The organism is Oribacterium sp. oral taxon 108 str. F0425, assembly GCF_000214455.1.
Taxonomy (GTDB): Bacteria; Bacillota; Clostridia; order Lachnospirales; family Lachnospiraceae; genus Oribacterium; species Oribacterium asaccharolyticum.
This window is the reverse complement of the sequence record NZ_AFIH01000001.1, coordinates 124,846-141,718: the sequence shown is the minus strand read 5'-3', so window position 1 is coordinate 141,718 and position 16,873 is coordinate 124,846. Positions and strand designations below refer to the sequence as shown.

The 16,873-nt window shown below is 43.9% G+C and carries 17 protein-coding genes; 5 read left to right on the top strand and 12 right to left on the bottom strand.

The genetic code is table 11. The features are described 5' to 3' along the window. Window positions 1–29 precede the first annotated feature (29 nt). On the top strand, window positions 30–446 hold the full coding sequence (locus tag HMPREF9124_RS00685; RefSeq protein WP_009537763.1) for a PaaI family thioesterase: 417 nt from the start codon (window positions 30–32) through the stop codon (window positions 444–446). Window positions 447–582: 136 nt separating this feature from the next. Here the strand turns inward: HMPREF9124_RS00685 and HMPREF9124_RS00680 are convergent, their stop codons facing one another. The 3 genes from HMPREF9124_RS00680 to HMPREF9124_RS00670 all read right to left on the bottom strand — a co-directional run bounded on the left by HMPREF9124_RS00680 (window position 583) and on the right by HMPREF9124_RS00670 (window position 3,668). Next, a complete protein-coding gene (locus tag HMPREF9124_RS00680) occupies window positions 583–1,377 on the bottom strand; it encodes an SDR family NAD(P)-dependent oxidoreductase (protein ID WP_009428916.1) in 795 nt (264 codons plus the stop codon). Between the two features lie 71 nt (window positions 1,378–1,448). Next, complete coding sequence (locus HMPREF9124_RS00675) at window positions 1,449–2,822, bottom strand: sodium-dependent transporter (RefSeq protein ID WP_009428971.1); 1,374 nt, start codon at window positions 2,820–2,822, stop codon at window positions 1,449–1,451. A 117-nt stretch (window positions 2,823–2,939) separates the two neighbouring features. After that, entirely contained in the window at window positions 2,940–3,668 is a 729-nt protein-coding gene (locus HMPREF9124_RS00670) for a Maf family protein (RefSeq protein WP_009428723.1), read from the bottom strand. 147 nt (window positions 3,669–3,815) lie between these two features. On the opposite strand from HMPREF9124_RS00670, the gene HMPREF9124_RS00665 reads away from it, so the two are divergent. Together HMPREF9124_RS00665 and HMPREF9124_RS00660 are read left to right on the top strand one after the other, a co-directional pair. Beyond that, window positions 3,816–4,058 (top strand): hypothetical protein, encoded by a 243-nt coding sequence (locus HMPREF9124_RS00665; RefSeq protein WP_009428166.1) that lies wholly within the window; start codon window positions 3,816–3,818, stop codon window positions 4,056–4,058. A gap of 14 nt (window positions 4,059–4,072) precedes the next feature. After that, window positions 4,073–4,654, top strand: coding sequence for an NAD(P)-binding protein (locus HMPREF9124_RS00660; RefSeq protein ID WP_009429745.1), 582 nt, complete (start codon window positions 4,073–4,075; stop codon window positions 4,652–4,654). 112 nt (window positions 4,655–4,766) lie between these two features. Here HMPREF9124_RS00660 and HMPREF9124_RS00655 read toward each other — a convergent pair whose 3' ends face one another. Continuing rightward, window positions 4,767–6,179, bottom strand: coding sequence for a uracil-xanthine permease family protein (locus tag HMPREF9124_RS00655; protein WP_175282436.1), 1,413 nt, complete (start codon window positions 6,177–6,179; stop codon window positions 4,767–4,769). A gap of 382 nt (window positions 6,180–6,561) precedes the next feature. Here HMPREF9124_RS00655 and HMPREF9124_RS00650 point away from each other — a divergent pair, with 382 nt between their 5' ends. Continuing rightward, entirely contained in the window at window positions 6,562–7,446 is an 885-nt protein-coding gene (locus tag HMPREF9124_RS00650; RefSeq protein ID WP_009427803.1) for a LysR family transcriptional regulator, read from the top strand. Window positions 7,447–7,512: 66 nt separating this feature from the next. On the opposite strand, the gene HMPREF9124_RS00645 is transcribed toward HMPREF9124_RS00650, so the two are convergent. The 6 genes from HMPREF9124_RS00645 to HMPREF9124_RS00620 all read right to left on the bottom strand — a co-directional run bounded on the left by HMPREF9124_RS00645 (window position 7,513) and on the right by HMPREF9124_RS00620 (window position 15,024). Next, complete coding sequence (locus HMPREF9124_RS00645; protein WP_009429365.1) at window positions 7,513–8,130, bottom strand: hypothetical protein; 618 nt, start codon at window positions 8,128–8,130, stop codon at window positions 7,513–7,515. A 108-nt stretch (window positions 8,131–8,238) separates the two neighbouring features. After that, the gene (locus HMPREF9124_RS00640; RefSeq protein WP_009428824.1) at window positions 8,239–10,185 is read right to left on the bottom strand and encodes a heavy metal translocating P-type ATPase; all 1,947 of its coding nucleotides are present in this window, start codon (window positions 10,183–10,185) and stop codon (window positions 8,239–8,241) included. A gap of 73 nt (window positions 10,186–10,258) precedes the next feature. Beyond that, window positions 10,259–10,477, bottom strand: coding sequence for a cation transporter (locus HMPREF9124_RS00635; RefSeq protein WP_009428324.1), 219 nt, complete (start codon window positions 10,475–10,477; stop codon window positions 10,259–10,261). 12 nt (window positions 10,478–10,489) lie between these two features. After that, complete coding sequence (locus HMPREF9124_RS12780) at window positions 10,490–10,813, bottom strand: ArsR/SmtB family transcription factor (protein ID WP_334307615.1); 324 nt, start codon at window positions 10,811–10,813, stop codon at window positions 10,490–10,492. A gap of 232 nt (window positions 10,814–11,045) precedes the next feature. Then, window positions 11,046–12,251: a MalY/PatB family protein gene (locus tag HMPREF9124_RS00625; protein ID WP_009427994.1), complete on the bottom strand. Its 1,206-nt coding sequence runs from the start codon at window positions 12,249–12,251 to the stop codon at window positions 11,046–11,048. A 196-nt stretch (window positions 12,252–12,447) separates the two neighbouring features. Then, a complete protein-coding gene (locus HMPREF9124_RS00620) occupies window positions 12,448–15,024 on the bottom strand; it encodes a methyl-accepting chemotaxis protein (RefSeq protein ID WP_009429862.1) in 2,577 nt (858 codons plus the stop codon). Between the two features lie 328 nt (window positions 15,025–15,352). Between HMPREF9124_RS00620 and HMPREF9124_RS00615 the strand changes: the two genes are divergently transcribed. Beyond that, window positions 15,353–15,634, top strand: a complete 282-nt coding sequence (locus HMPREF9124_RS00615) for a hypothetical protein (protein WP_009427733.1) — start codon at window positions 15,353–15,355, stop codon at window positions 15,632–15,634. Between the two features lie 319 nt (window positions 15,635–15,953). Here HMPREF9124_RS00615 and HMPREF9124_RS00610 read toward each other — a convergent pair whose 3' ends face one another. Beyond that, on the bottom strand, window positions 15,954–16,184 hold the full coding sequence (locus HMPREF9124_RS00610; RefSeq protein ID WP_009429607.1) for a sigma-70 family RNA polymerase sigma factor: 231 nt from the start codon (window positions 16,182–16,184) through the stop codon (window positions 15,954–15,956). A 195-nt stretch (window positions 16,185–16,379) separates the two neighbouring features. Beyond that, window positions 16,380–16,862 (bottom strand): Cys-tRNA(Pro) deacylase, encoded by a 483-nt coding sequence (gene ybaK, locus HMPREF9124_RS00605; RefSeq protein ID WP_009429209.1) that lies wholly within the window; start codon window positions 16,860–16,862, stop codon window positions 16,380–16,382. Between the last annotated feature and the right edge of the window lie 11 nt (window positions 16,863–16,873).

Genomic DNA, 16,873 nt, shown 5'->3' with positions numbered 1-16,873 from the left:
GAAAAGGGAAGGGCAAAGGATAAGGGAAAATGATGTCCAAAATGATGAATGAGAAAATAATGGAAGGAATTCGTGCGCACATGCAGGACCTCTCCGGATTCGACCGAATAGAGCTTTTAGAAATCGAGCCGGGTCACAGTCTTTTCAAAATAGAAATCACGGAAAAGATGCTGAACCACTATGGGGCAGTGCATGGAGGCGCGCTTTACACGCTCTGTGATATGGTTTCCGGCATGACTGCCTACGCCTACGGCGTGACCAATGTCACCCTCTCCGGAAATATCAATTATGTCCGCCCGGCAGGCGTCGGCACGCTTTATATTGAGTGCAACTCCCTGCACAAGGGAAGAACAACCGTTGTGCAGGATGTCACCGTTCGAGACAAGGAAGAGAAGCTCCTTTGTACGGCCAGAATGACCATGTATATCACGGGGGAAGTGGAATAATATGCCGGAGATTGAGACAATCAATTCGTACTGATACTGCTAAAAAAAGGACTGCAAAAATGATATTTCTGCAGTCCTTTTCTATCTACCTCTTGCTTCTTAAACAAGTAAGCTGACGAAATGTGTAGTATCTCGCTTATTCTGCGTCCTCTTTCAAACGTTCATAGGCAAAGCTTGGATTCAATGTCATGCTCCTGCCGCCTGACACCTCTATGGTAGTTGCGGTCATATAACTTGCGGCATCGGATGCTAAAAATACTATCGGCTTTGCAATTTCTTCCGGTTCAGCCATCCGTCTAAGCAGGGTTCCCATGGCATTTTTCTGTAACTCCTCTTCCGAAATAGCCGCCTTTGCCAAGGGAGTTGCCGTAAAGCCGGGCATAATACAACACACGCGAATATGATTCGCACAATATTCTCCGGCAAAGGTATTTGTCAAATTGTTAATTGCAGACTTTAACGGGCCATATAAGGTGCTTCGTCCTGCAGAGGAACAACGCGCTGCAAGGGAGCTGACATTCACAATGGCTCCACCGGTGTTTTTCATGTAGCGGAACGCAGCCTGACAACCATAGACTACAGACTTAAAACAGGTATCCACCATAAGATTGATTTCCTCCTCGTCATACTCATCCGCCTTCTTATAGCCTGTCGTACCTACATTATTTACCCAGACATCTAGTCTTCCGAAGTGTTCAAAAACATGCTGTGCAAAGCCGTAAATTTCGTCTCCTTTGGAAACATCCACTGTTTCCGCGTAAACCGGGCCAAACTTTCCGAGCGTTTCCGCCGCTTCCTCTATCTCCTTTTGATTCCTCGCGCAAATTGCTACACTTGCGCCCTCTTTCAAAAACTCCTTAGCCGTAGCATATCCGATTCCTTTACTGCCTCCGGTTATTACTGCTACTTTTCCTTTCAAGCCCAATTCCATGTTCTTTCCTCCTTATCTTTGCCAATTTTCTCTCGACTCATTGCTTGAATTTAAAAATTTGTCTTTTTCTTTTAAAACTTAATCCATCCCAGCACACTTGCCACGGAACTGAACAAGATAATTGCGACAAAGAAAGGGCAAAGGTACTTAATCATAAAGTTAAAAACGGCTTTCCTCTTAAAGGGGGCTCCATTTTTTTCCACTTCTTCCGCTATCCCCTTTACGGTAATAACACGAACAACCAAGAGGCAGGTTGCCATTGCGGCAATCGGCATCATTACGGAATTGGTTAAGAAGTCAAAGAAATCCAGAAACTGCATGCCCTTAATCAGCGTAATTCCGGAAAGCGGACCATAGCCTAATGCGCTTAAAGTACCAAGCGAAACCATGATGATAGCCAAGACCAGAGTTGCGCGCTTTCTGCTCCATTTTAACTCATCCTGGAAGGTGGAAACCGCACTTTCCGCCAAGGCAATGGCGGAAGTGAGCGCCGCAAAGAAAACCAAGATGAAGAAAAGAAATCCTACAATCCTTCCAAATCCCATGCTGGCAAAGATTTTCGGCATGGTAATAAACATGAGAGACGGTCCCGCTTTTAAGACCTTCGGGTCTCCGCCGGAAAAGGCAAATACAGCAGGGATAATCATAAGACCGGCAAGAATCGCTATTGCCGTATCAAAAATTTCCACATTTCCTGTAGATTCTTCGATGGAATGATCGGATTTCATATAGGAGCCGAAAGTTACCAGAATGCCCATTGCAATGGAAAGGGAATAAAACATCTGTCCCATGGCTGCCACCACGGTCATCCAGGAAAAATTCTTTACATTCGGAATGAGAAAGTACTTCACACCGGAAAAAGCCCCGGGTCTTGTAACAGCGTAAATGGACAAAACAACGGCAAGTAAAACCAGGACGGGCATCATGAAAGTGGAAACCTTTTCGATTCCGTTTTCCACTCCCATAAAGATAATCAGCATCACCATAAAGGTAAAAAGGATAAACCAAAATTCCGCCTGCACCCCATTCCCGATAAAACCGCCAAAGTATTCACTTGTTGCAACGGCAGTCTCTTCTCCTTGCAAATAAGCAAAAAGATACTTCAAAACCCAGCCGCCGATAACGGAATAGTAGGGGACAATCAGAATCGGAATAATCGCATTAATCCAGCCGCCGAAGCGAAACATCCAGTCCTTCCCAAAGTGCGCGTAAGCACCAACCGGACTTTTTCTGGTCATTCTTCCGATTGCACTCTCCGCTATAATCATGGTGTAGCCGAAAGTGAGTACCAAAATAAGATAAATCAGAAGAAAAATCCCTCCGCCGTAACGCGCCGCAAGGTAAGGAAAACGCCAGATGTTTCCAAGTCCGACGGCAGAACCCGCTGCAGAAAGCACAAAGCCCAGTTTTGATGAAAATTTACTTCTTTTCTTTTTCTCGTCCATTTCTTCTCCTATGAAAATCCGAATGATTGCGGTTTTTCTCTAAGTCTTTACTTCAATATAAAATCCGCATCGTCGCGGTTCTTCTCTACTTTCTACTCCTGCATAAAATCCGAATCCTTACAGTTCCTCCCTGAATCTTTTCAAAGCTTGATAAAGTCTGGCAATCGGCAAGCCTATTGCATTACAAAAATCTCCCTCTATCCCCTTTACAAAGCGGGCGAACGGGCCTTGCACACCATATGCGCCGGCTTTGTCCATAGGGTCTCCCGAAGCAATATACTCCCGTATTTCCCGATCGGACATCTTGGAAAGATACACCGTCGTTTTTTCGCAAAATCCCATTTTTTTCTCTCCGTATAAAATGCAAACCCCTGTATAGACCCAATTTACCTTCCCCGACAGGCCGGAAAGCATAGCATAGGCGTCTTCCTCCGTCTTCGGTTTTCCGAGGATTTTTTCCCCGTCAAAAACCACGGTGTCCGCAGCGATAAGCAAAGTTTCACCGTCAAAATGTCTCTGCACTTCCTCCGCTTTCAAAAAGGCCAGGCGCTGTGTGAGAAGAGCCGGATCTTTCTCCGTGCTGCTCTCGTCCGCACCGCTCGGATAAACCGTAGGACTAAAGCCCAATAGCTTCAAGAGCTCTATTCTTCTCGGAGATCCGCTCGCGAGCACAAGCTTCGGAAAACTCTCCTGAAGAGACGGTTTCTTCCATTCCTCTTCCGACTCCTTCTCTTTTTTCTTTCTTAGCAAAGCTTCCAGCTCTTCCAACTCTTCTTTGTCCATTTCCATATCCATTTCCTTATCCACTTCCTTTCCTTTTTTCGCTGCCTTTTCTCTTGCCGTCATCTATATAAACTTATCTTGCTTTTTCCGCACCTTTGTACTATTGTTGAAGCAATTCGAACGCTTCTATAGATAAGAGTAGTGTTCTTGTTCAGTGGCAAAATTTATTTCATTCTGCCATAATTTTTGAAGAAAGGGAATATCAATACCATGAAAATTGAAAATGTCAATAACGTAGAAGGTTTATTTTCTCTCTTAAACGGCTTAAAGGGGAGAGTAGAGCTGGTTTCTCCGGAGGGAGATCGCATCAATTTGAAGTCCAAGCTGTCTCAGATGCTGATGATGTCTCAAATGCTCGATAAGGCCTATATCAAAGAATTGGAACTGATTGTGCATGAGCCGGAAGACATGAAGAAAGTTGTCGAGTTCATGATGGGTGACGCAAACAACTAAAGGAAATGCATAGCATGCAAGAATACGAACAGCTTGAAAAATATGATTGTATCGTTGTTGGCGGTGGAGCCTCCGGGCTCGCCGCCATTTCCGCTATGGCAGACCTCGGGATAACGAATACCCTCCTACTGGAGAAAAATGCCGAGGCGGGCGGCTCCCTCTTAACGGACTCGGAGCCTCTTTCTCTTTCCGGAAAATCTTTTTCGGGAAAATCGCTTCTAACACAGTTCCTAAGACTCATGGAAATATATGAAGTAAAGTCGGCCTTTCATAGGGAACTGATCTCCGTTTCCCTAAACGAGAGGTCGCAGGTCTCGCCTGCACCACTTATTCAGAATGAAACAGCGGACGGCGAAAAGGGCTTCCGTCCTTTCTTTACGCTCTCTGTGAAAAATACAATGAGTCAAAAGGAAGAACTCTACTGCTGTAACTATCTGATTCTTGCTTTTTCAAACAGCAAGGCTTTTTCCTTGCACGACGCCGGTATTCCCGAAGATAGGGTGAAGATAATTGAAGGGAAGAGCCTCTCCGATGCGCTTACATCAGGCGGCAAGGTCGGACGAGAGATGGGGGAACTGCTCCTTCGGAAAAAATAAAAAGAAAAATCGGAAAAAGTTACAAAAAGTCCCCTACATAGGCATGAAAGCCTATGTAGGGGACTCCCTTTTATTCCATATGAGTAAGGTTCGCTACGTGCGATAGGATACCTTACTGCTTTTTTTCCTCTTCTTCTCTTGCCTTTTCTGCAAGCTCCCAAAGTAAACTCTTTCCTTGTGAAATTTGTAAATCCACACCGGTATCGTTCGGCTCATCTTCTTCAAACTTGTAATCCTTATCCGGAAGAATCGCATTCAGGAGAATTCCCACTAAAGAACCGGTTGCCAGACCGGAGAAGGCAATCTGCACACCGAATACGTGGAATACCAAAGCTCCTGCGCTGGAATAATTGATTCCTATCGAAAGTACCAAAATCATTGCCGCAACAATAATGTTTCTACTCTTAGAAAAATCCACCTTGGTCTCTACCACATTTCTTACACCGACTGCGGAAATCATACCGTAAAGCACCAGAGAAATTCCACCGATAATCGCACTCGGCATAACCTCTATCACTGCGGAGAATTTCGGGCAGAAGCTTAAAAAGACAGCGAAAACGGCAGCCAAACGAATAACTCTGGGATCATAAACCTTGGTCAGGCTTAAAACACCGGTATTTTCACCATAAGTTGTATTGGCAGGTGCACCGAAAAGGGAGGCCATAGTGGTTGCCAAACCGTCTCCGGTAAGAGTACGGTGCAGCCCCGGATCCTTCATGTAGTTGATTCCGACTGTTGAGGAAATCGCAGAGATATCTCCGATATGCTCCATCATCGTCGCAAAGGAGATGGGGATAATGGTTAAGCAACTACTGAAAAGTAATGCAGGATCCAGATTTCCGCTTGTAAATAAGGAAAATACCGTCCGCTCATACTGTACCGGAAAACCGAACCAGGATGCCGACGCCACCGGTTCAAAATTAATGTATCCGAGAACCGCAGCAAAGAGATAGGATACAACAACTCCCAGGAGAATCGGAATGATTTTCACCATCCCTTTTCCGAAAATATTACAGAAGATGACAACAACAATGGCGGTCAAAGCCAAGCCCCAGTTACTCGAGCAGTTTTCCACTGCAGATTTAGAAAGATTTAAGCCGATAGCTATGATAATCGGTCCTGTCACTACCGGAGGGAAAAAGCGCATAACCTTTCCTGCGCCAAAAATACGGAAGGCAAAGGCCAGAACGAGGTACATAAGGCCTGCCAGGGCAACACCGAAACACGCATATAAAAGGAGTTCCGGTTCCTTGTTTGGAGCAATGCTCATATAGCCTGCCAAAAACGCGAACGAGGAGCCTAAAAATGCCGGTACCTTCTTTTTCGAAATAAAGTGAAACAGGAGGGTTCCCAGCCCTGCAAAAAGTAAAGTACTGGAAATGGATAATCCCGTCAGTAAGGGCACCAATACCGTAGCACCGAACATAGCAAAGAGGTGCTGGAATCCCAAAACAAAGAATCGCCATCCTCCTAAGGACCTTGCATCAAAAATAGCCTCTTCACCGAACTTCTTCATTGTCTTCATTTGCTCTTTCACCGCGTCTCCCTTCTTCTTTTAAATCGGCCGAAAATATTTTCCCTCTCTTTCTTGAAAATTTGCCGTTCCCTATCATACTCTCTTGGATTTTCTCTGTCAAAGACTAAAAAGGGAAAAGCCTCTTTTAAAAATCTTTTTTAGCAGTCTGTATTGGTCAAGAATTAGGAAAATTGGCAAAGAGTTCATAAAAGCGTTACTTTTATATTGTTAAGATTTGTGATAAAATACATTTGGATACTATACAAAAATTCTTAAACTATGCATTTATAAGTAATTTGCACTAATCGAAAATAAATTTTATACTTCTATTTTAACAAAAAGCCAAAATGGAAGTATATAATGAAAGGACAATGCGTGGAGGTATGACATCATGGAAATTAGACAGCTGCATTCTTTTATTAAAATCGTTGAGTTGCAAAGCTTCTCGAAGGCGGCGGAGGCTTTGGGGTATACCCAGGCTGCAGTAACCATCCAGATTCGTCAGTTGGAACTCGAGTTTAATACCCGTTTTTTCGACCGGGTTGGCAGACACGTAGAGTTGACCCCACCCGGAAAAAAGTTCCTTCTTTATGCCAATGAAATATTGAGGAAGGTAGATGATGTACACACGATTTTAGGCACTACCATAGTGCGCGATCACAAATTGCGCATCGGTACTCTGGAGTCCTTATTGAACTTTAAATTACCGCAGGTCATTACCTACTTCTATCGCCACTATCCCTCTATCTCCTTGGAAATCAGATCCGGCACGCCAAAAGAATTAAATGACATGTTGGATCACAACCAGATAGACTTGGCATACTATATCGACCAGAAGGTGTATGGACAAAACTGGGAAAAAACCCTGGAAGAACCGGAATCGGTAATTTTTGTTGCGGCAAAAGATGTGGATTTACCGGAGAAAAAAGAATATCTTCTTCCGGAGCTTTTAAATCTGCCCTTCTTTTTAACAGAACGAGATTCCAATTATCGTTTCGCATTGGAACAGGAATTGGCATCGCAGCATTTATCGATTCGTCCATTCTTTGAAACCAGAAATACGGACGTCATCATAGAATTGATAAAGGAGAACAAGGCGATTTCTTTCTTACCCTATTATGCGGTGCAGAAAGATCTCGAAGAGGGAAGCCTCAGACAACTGGAAGTGAAGGATTTTCATTTGACCATGTATCGTCAGCTCTTCTATCACAAGGACAAATGGATGACGGAAGAAATGAAGAAATTCATCAGTTTAAGCGACCAATTGATGTTGTAAAAGAATGAAAAAGAATGAAAAAATTCGGCTTGCGGACTTTCTGCAGGCCGAATTTTTTCTTTTCTGTCATAGCGAGTAAAGGATGATGCCTCCTTTCGCCTCTCTTCCCGTATTCCAAAGACTTCGGAAATCCACCCACTTTGCTTCGGAGTAGGTTAGTGTTTGCACCTGAAAACGACCTTCTTCCGCTAGCGCATTTTCTTCGTCATAACGATATCCGATTAGCAAAAACCAATGCCAAACATAATCTTCCATTGCGGGATTTTCATGGTTTAAAATCAAAATGGGGACCGGCAGATCTTTTTCAATCTGCTCCTTGATACGCTCTTCCGCCTCTCCTTCGTCCGCCGTACCGGGAAGAATGGTCATTGTGACTTTTTCCCCCTTATCCTCCAAAAAACGGGTAAATCCCTCGACATAAATCTCCGGTTTATCAATGCCGCACCAGCGTGGATGGAGATATTCCTTCATTTCTTCTGTAAAGTAAAGATATTCATCCTGATCCGGCTTCTCCAAATCCCCTTTATACAAGGATGTTTTCCCATGATGCAAGGCAAAATAAAGAGTACTGTCGCAGGCTGTGATAGCTGCACAACCTCCCAGCTGCATCATATGATCCAAGCACCAATCCTGGTTTCCCCCGTAGGAGTCTCCAATATAGAAAAAATCCAGTTTCTTTTCCATCTCTTCGCCTTACTTCCTCTTTTGAAACCTCGCTATCCAATGATTTAAAATTCAGCGTAGTCTTGCTAAATTATCTTTGTCGTAAGTATAATTCCGACCCTTTTCCGATTATCTTTTTAACAAACGCATAGCATTCACGATACAGATTACGGTTACTCCTACATCCGCAAAAACCGCAGCCCACATATTGGCAAGGCCAAAGGCACTGAGAAGCAACACCAGAATCTTAATACCGAGAGCGAAGACGATATTTTCCGTCGCAATTCGAACAGTTCTTCTTCCGATGGAAATGACTCTCGGAATCTTTACCAGGTCATCATCCATAATGACAATATCCGCCGCCTCAATTGCAGCATCGGAACCCATGCCTCCCATGGCAATCCCCACGTCGGATCGGGAAAGTACCGGCGCATCGTTAATCCCATCTCCCACAAACGCCAGATATCCCTCCTGTTTTCCATTTTTCTCGAGGCTTTTCAAAAGTTCCTCTACCTTTTCCACCTTTCCGGCAGGCAGAAGTTCACTGTAAACCCGGTCCACTCCCAGAGCTCTTCCTACTTCTTCTGCAACAGGTTTGCTGTCTCCGGTCAGCATCACGACTTCCTTGACACCCTCCATCTTCATTTTCAAAATAGCTTCCCGGCTACTTTCTTTTATCTCATCGGCAATCGTAATCTTTCCAAGATATGCACCGTCTCTTGCCACATGACAGACGGTGGCACTTTCCGCTTCTTCTTCGGAGTAAGAAATCCGGAACTCCTCCATAAGTCTTCCGCTTCCTACCAAAATCTGACTGTCCTCCACCTTCGCAATAAGTCCCTTACCGCTCCGGTTTTCCGTCTCTTTCGGAATAAGAAGTTCTCGTCTTACGAAATCCCCCTCCTGATAAGCTAACAAAATGGACTTCGCAATAGGATGCGTTGAACCGTTTTCTGCTGATGCTGCTGCAAAAAGAAGCTCTTCTTCGGAAACGCCTTCCGCCGGACATAACTTTTCCACCGCAAAGTTCCCTTTAGTCAGGGTCCCCGTCTTATCCGTCACCAAAACGGAAAGTTGGGAAATAAGCTCTAAATAATTAGAACCCTTTACCAAAATTCCTTCCCGGGACGCTGCACCGATTCCACCGAAAAAGGAGAGCGGAACCGAAATGACCAGAGCGCAGGGGCAAGAAACAACGAGGAAGGTACAGGCACGGTACAACCAAATAATAGGGGGATGAGCCTGCCAGATTTCTTTGGGAAGAGCCCCTGTCGTAACGCCGAAAAACTGGATGAGCGTTGGAAGGATGGCCAGGGCCAACGCGGAAAATACCACAATAGGAGTGTAAAACCGTGCAAAACGGGTAATAAAGTTTTCCGTCTTCGACTTCTTTTCCGAAGCCTCCTCCACAAGTTCCAAAATCTTCGATACCGTGGAATCTTCAAAGCATTTGGTGGCTTCTACTCGAAGAAGACCTTCACCGTTAATACAGCCGGAAATAATATTTTCTCCGGGAAAAACGGAGCGCGGTACGGACTCCCCGGTAAGCGCCGCAGTGTTAATCATGCTTTCTCCACTCCGCACAATCCCGTCTACCGGTACCTTTTCTCCTGCTTTAATGAGAAGAATATCTCCGATTTCCACCTCGTCCGGATCGATGGTTTCCACACTGCCGTCCGCTCTCTCTACATTGGCGTATTCCGGAACAATGTTCATCAGCTCTTTAATGGAGGCACGGCTTTGTCCCACGGCATAGCTTTGGAAAAGCTCCCCGACCTGATAAAAAACCATGACTGCAACCGCTTCCGCAAATTCTCCGGCAAAAAAGGCTCCGACTGTCGCAATAGTCATCAGCAGGGCTTCATCAAAGGGACGACGATTTTTAATCCCCAGAATACATTCCCGTACCACATCATAACCACTGATAAAATAAGGCAAAAGATAGAGCGGAAGGAAGTAAATAGGATGCTCGTTCAGAATGGAAATCAACTTCATTTTCTCTATAATCATGAGTCCTAAAAATAAAGCCAACGCTATACCGACACGGCTTCTTTCTTTTTTCAACTTCTCCGACATCTTCTCTCCTCTTATCCCTTACAATACAGCTCTCAATCCGGCAACTTCGTAAATACCCCTTCCCATACAAGGACTACACTCCAAGAACCTTGAAATCCGGCTCTATCGTCTTCCCGATTCGGATTGCCTCCGTTAAAATCTCCTCAAAGCGTGCATCCTCCGCCTCTAAAGTAAATTTCTGCATCATAAAGTTTACCTTTACAGACTGCACTCCTTCAATCTTATTAATCGCATCCTGCATCTTTGCCGCACAATTCGCACAATCGATTTCACATTCAAATTTCTTTTTCATATTCTCTCTCCTTTATTCCTCAGTGTGTTCTATTCCCATCGCAATAATCATCTTCACATGCTCATCCGCGAGAGCGTAAACTATGCTTTTTCCCTCTCTTCTTCCCTGTACGAGTTTTGCCGTACGAAGAATTTTCAACTGATGCGATACTGCGGACTGGTTCATTTCCAAATCCCGACAAATTTCCGTAACATTTTTCTCCCCGGAAAAAAGGTCATACAGAATCTTAATCCTGGAAGAATCTCCAAAGACTTTGAAGAGCTCCGCAAGGTCACAGAGGATGTCCTCTGAAATCGTATCCGTTAAAGCAGCTCTCGGTACCTCCGCCTCTTGCAGCTTAAGAGTGCCTTCCTGCTCGCTGCCCTTCCAATCTTTTATTTTTGTACTTTGCCTGCCACCTGTCCTCCTTTTCTCTTTTTCTCTTTTTCTCTTTTTTCCCTGCTGTTCTGTCTTTTTGTTTATGAAGACAGAACACTGCAATAAAAAAAGGCTTACCTCTTCAATCTAAAATTAACACATGAATATATTATCACATATTCTTTACTTGTCAATCTTTTTTCTTCGCTTCTTACACAAAGACATATTCCTTTAATCTTCGAAATGCTTCCTCCACTCTGCTCTTCGGAAGGGCCAGATTCATACGGATATGGGTCTGCCCGTGGAACATTTTTCCATCCTGTACGCCAACACCACAGTCCCACATTCTTTTTTCCAAGTCTTCTAAGGAAATATTCTTCTTTTCCAGATATTTTCCACAGTCAATAAAAAGCATGTAGGTTCCCTGTGCTTTCATAACGGAAAGATCCGGTAAATTTTTTTCCATAAAGTCGCAGGCATAATCCCTATTTTCGGAAAGTACAGCCAAAAGCTCCTTCAGCCATGCTCTGCCTTCTTCCGAATAAGCGCCGACCAGCGCATGCATGGACAGCACATTCATCGTATTATAATGGCTCAGAGAGGATTCCTTTTCCATCCTGTCCTGTAAAGTCTTATTGTAGCCAATGTGATAAGCGCCGACCAGACCGGCAAGATTAAAGGTCTTGGACGGTGCATATAAAGCAATTGTGTGCATCTTTGCGTAATCACTTACGGATTGTGTCGGGATATGCCGATAACCCGGCATGATGATGTCCGACCAAATTTCATCGGAAACCACCTGTACATCATACTTCTCATAAAGCGCCATCAGCTTTTCCAGTTCCCACTTCTCCCAAACTCTGCCGGAGGGATTATGCGGAGAGCAGAAAATGGAAGCATGAATTTTTTCCTCTCGCAGCTTCTTTTCCATATCTGAAAAATCGATTCTCCAGATTCCCTCTTCATCGCGATATAAAGGACTGGAAACAATCGTATAACCGTTGTTAATCAGGCTCTTTGTAAATCCAATATAAGTCGGCGAATGTACCAGGACTTTGTCTCCCCTGGAGCAAAAAATATTTAACGCGGAAAGCAGTCCGCCCAGGACACCATTCTCATAGGAAATATTTTCCGGTTTTAGGCCCTCCACGGCATTTTGTGTCTTTTGCCATTCTATAATGCCGTCATAATAAGCCTCACTCGGCTGAAAATAGCCGAAGCAGGGATGCATAATCCGGTCTGTCATCGCTCTCTGTATACAGGGTGGAACGGCAAAGTTCATGTCCGCTACCCACATTGGAATCGCATCAAATCCCTCTTTCGGTGCCGCGGGAGCAGCGGGCATTTTCCCGATTCCGTCAATCGCGGTAGCATCCTTTCCGTGGCGGTCTATGATATCGGTGAAATTAAATAGCATAATATTTTCCTCCTTCTATCCTTCCTTATTCTATTCAAAAAGGGAGTCTCTACTGTATTTCGTACGGTTCTTTATTATACCATGACTTTTTTTGTAAAGAAAAAACTTCCACCCGTTCTGTTAAACGGGCAGAAGTCCTTCTCTTTAAGAACAGCTCTACAATAATTCGTAACTGTCTCTACATTGTTTTTATCCTCTAATACTTATCATTTCCGAAAGAATCCACCGTCCAGTTCTGATTCTCCATGTCTTCATAAGTCTTGGGAGGCGTTTTGGGCTCGGGAATCGTCATTAAGTCAATGCCTTCTTCCACGGAATTCAAATCAAAGTCCTCCTGCTTTTCTTCTTTCTTCTTTGGAGCCTTTTTAGCAACCGGCTTCGGCAGCGGTTTTTTCTCTTCCTTCACAGGAGCTTCCGGTACGGCCTCTTCTTTGGTTTCTTTTACACTCGATACAGGCTTAACTTCTTTCTTTTTATCCTTCAGTGCGGAAACCGGCTTCGGATCTTCTTTGGAAGCGACTCTTATCTCCTCTATTTCTTCAGGAGCTTCCGCAGAAACAGAGCCTTCCTCTTCCTTGACTTCCTTTTCTACCTTTACGTCCTGTAACTTAAAGTTTCTCATCAAATCATTCAAAAGATTTGCCTGACCGTAAAGCTCTTCCGCAGAGGCCGCACTCTCTTCCGCAGTTGCAGAATTACTCTGTACTACAGAGGAAATCTGCTCGATGCCGAGGCTGACTTGCTTTACTCCCTTCGCCTGTTCCTCAGAGGAAGCGGAGATTTCGGTAATAATGGTATTGATTTTTTTGCTTTGCGCGGAAACAATCTCCAGAGAAGCTGCCGTTTCTTCTGAAATTTTAGCTCCCTTGCTAACCGCGTCAATCGTTTCTTCAATTAAATCACTGGTATTTTGCGCAGCTTTTGCCGATCTCTGTGCCAGGTTTCCGACTTCATCCGCTACAACGGCAAATCCCTTTCCTGCCGCTCCGGCACGTGCCGCCTCAATTGCCGCATTTAAGGAAAGAATATTGGTCTGGAAAGCGATATCATCAATCGTTTTAATGATTTTACTGATTTCATTGGACTTCTCCGTGATATCCTGCATTGCTTTGGACATATCACTCATCTTTTGATTGCTCAATAAAACCGCCTTTTCACTCTCATTGCTTAACTTCGCCATTTCTTCGGAAACCTTAGCCGTATTACTGATTTTTCCGGAAATGTCGTCCATGGTGGCCGATAATTCCTCAATGGAAGAAGCCTGCTCCGTAGCACCCTGAGACAAAGTCTGTGAGGCATTGCTTACCTGCTCCGCACCTAAAGATACCTGATTTGCAGAATTCACAATTCCTCTCATGGTGTTGGATAAGTCTTTACTGATTTCCCGAAGAGAATTTAAAAGAGGATAATATGCTCCCTGATAATACTTTTCATCGGACATATCCACCCGATAATTTCCCTTGGCAAGCTCTGCCAGCTTCTCCTGCAGATCGGCAATAATGGAACGGATTCGATCCATGATTTCAATCATACTTTCGGAGAGATCTCCGATTTCGTCTTTTTTCTGATAGGAAATGGAAACATCGAAATTACCCTGTGAAACCAAAAGCCCGGCTTCCGAAATTTTCTTCAAAGGCTTTAAAGCCCTCTTAATCAGGATATGGGTAACACTTGCCAAAAGAATTACACCCAAAATAGTTAAAATGGTGGAAATCACAATCAGTTCATTTCTGGCTTTATCGTATTCCTGGCCGGACAGGTCAACCATAATCCACCAGTCATTTCCTCCTATTTCGATAGGCGTTAAAAATCTTCTGACTCTTCCCTCTTTTCCTCCACCGGTCATCAGAGTAAAGGTTCTGGCACGTTCCATCCCCTTACTGATATCCTCATAGCTTTTTTCCGAAACGGTATCCTTAAATTCTTTCCCGATATTCTCTTTTTGCATGGAATAAAGCATGATTCCATTATTATCCGCGAGGCTTACACTTAAAGAAGGAAAACGCTCATCCTCCTGATGAAGGATTTCAAAGCTGTCCAAAGTGATATCTACCTTTACGAATCCTTTAAATTCATCCTTTACCAAAATCGGTTCTTCCACAGAAAAAATATGCTGATCCGCATTTTCGGGAATCGTACGGATTACCTTTGTCTTTGTCTCTTGAAGTGTCTTATAATTCTCGCTTTCCTGATAAGAAGCATCCGTTGTCTCCAGCTTTCTTTCTTTCGCTCCCTCTTTGGTAATGTATAAAGAGTAGTCACTTGCGCCCTTAATAAATCCGTCCGGTGCAAAGTAAACGCCCACTCCGGATACATCATCATTACTGTTGATTGCGGAAAAAAGAGAATTCAGTAAACTTCCCTCTACAACATACTGACTTTTTGAAACAGGAACATTCCGCACTCTGGAACGGAAGGTGCCGAGTTCCGTCGGTTCAGTTCGTACTGCGGTTCCGTCCGTTGTTACGATATTCCACACTTCACTCTCTCCGGAACCTGCCCCTTCATACGTCGAGCTGATTCCGTCCCGAATGCTTTTTGCCAGAATATCCGCTTTCACAATAATATTATCTACATCATTGAAAGCCATGTACGCTTTATCCGTCATGTTTCCGTCAATGCTCTTACTGATATATTGCTTACTCAGGTGAATCATCGTATAGCCGAAAACCACCAATACAAAAGTAGAAAAAAGCCCCAATGTCAAAGACATTCTGGTACTTAATTGCATTGTTTTACCGGAATTTTTCCTACTTATTTTCTGTTCCTTCATATTCGTATCCTTCCTATCCTTTCTATCCTGTCTTGTACAACTTCGGCTGTTCAGGAAGAAGATATAAGATACGAAATGGAAAAGGATTTCCTCCATTTGGGGAAAAGCGAAGTTTAATCTTATCGCATTACAAAAATTTTAGAAGTTTAAAGCATTTTTTCGTTGCAATGCAGACCGACTTCCCGTATTGTAAGCCTTAGAATGTACTCGAGATACCGCACGCTTTGCGGAGGTACCCCTTGTGAATAAAAAGGCTTTATCTCTGACTGCAATACTGTTTTGTTGCACCCGGAAAAGCCCGGAATTTTTAGAATATGGAGGAATAAATATGTCTAAAGTAAAATTTTTCTATGTTAACGGTTGTCCCTACTGTGCACAGGCAAGAAAGGCAAGAGAAGAACTCATTTCGGAGAATCCTGAATACGGCAAGGTAGAATTTGAGGAAATCGATGAAGGACTACGCCCCGAGATTGCCAATCAATACGATTACTGGGCAACTCCCGCGATGTTCGTAAAGGAAGAAAAAATTTACGAAGCGCACAAAGGGGAATCGTATGACGAAGCAAAGGAAAATGTGAAGAGAGTGCTGGAAGCTGCATTAAAGGCATAAAGAGAAAAAATAGGCCTGAAAAAACAAAGCTGTACTATTTTGCTGTGCAGGCCCGTTGCAGGGTAATCTGAGCCCGTGGGTACTTGCGAAAAACAAATGGAATGCTGTTTTTCGCTTAGTATCCCCTACTGGGCGAGGTTAGCGAGAGCGTGCCCTGCAACGGACCTACACAGTGTAAAAAGCTTTGATTTTTATAGCCTATTTTTTATGCCTATCCCTTAATTTCTTTTTTGAAGTGAAAAGGAACTTTCTTCTATACTTTTTTCTTCGCTATTCGCTCAAGCCATTTACGTGAATACAATAATCTTTGCAATTTCTCTTAATCGTCTCTTTCGGCATCAGCCTTTCTTACAGCGCCGTTGCTTGCCGAAATTTCTCGATTTTTCCAGCCAGCTACGGCATGGAGAAACAGAATTTGTCTTTCCTCTTCCTCCAAAATCTGCATGGCGGATTCCAAAAGCAATCTGTGTTCCAGATTTTCCACGAAGGAAAAGGAATACTTCTCGTCCACCTTTTCTTCCACCTCGGTAGGAATTTGCGTTTTCTGCAATGCTTACATAGGTTTCCTGCAAAACATCTTCTGTGTCATACTTATTTTGGGTCAACGAAAGAACATAAGCATACAATGCAGCAAGAGGGCATTTTATTGCATGGAAAATAAAATTTTTCCAAAAAAATGTTATACATAAAATCCGCATTTTCTCATTTGCTTATTTTTTCTTGGAAAATGAGACTCTAAATCGCTCTATTTCTGAATACAATCCGCAAACTCTCCCCTAAGGAAGCTGACTAATTCTGTCGGAGAGAGGACAAGCTGTGCTCCTCTTCTTCCGGCGGAGATAATGAAGCTCTCCCGCTCCCTTGCTTCTTCCTGCACAAAGGTCGGAAACTGCTTTTTCATTCCGACCGGGCTACAACCTCCTCGGATATAACCGGTAATCCCTAGTAAATCCTTCATGGGAAGCATTTCCACCTTTTTATTTCCGGAAAGCTTCGCGCACTTCTTCAGGTCGAGCTCCTCGGCTACCGGAATTAAAATCACAAGGTAACCCGTTTTATCGCCCTTTAGGACCAAGGTCTTATACATACTCTCCGGCGGAACACCGAGCACTTCCGCAACATGCACACCGGAAAGATCATTTTCGTCTACAGGGTACTCCCTTTCCTCGTAGGAAATCTTCGCCCTGTCGAGAATCCTGCACGCATTGGTTTTTGTTTCTTTTCCCATACTATTCTCCT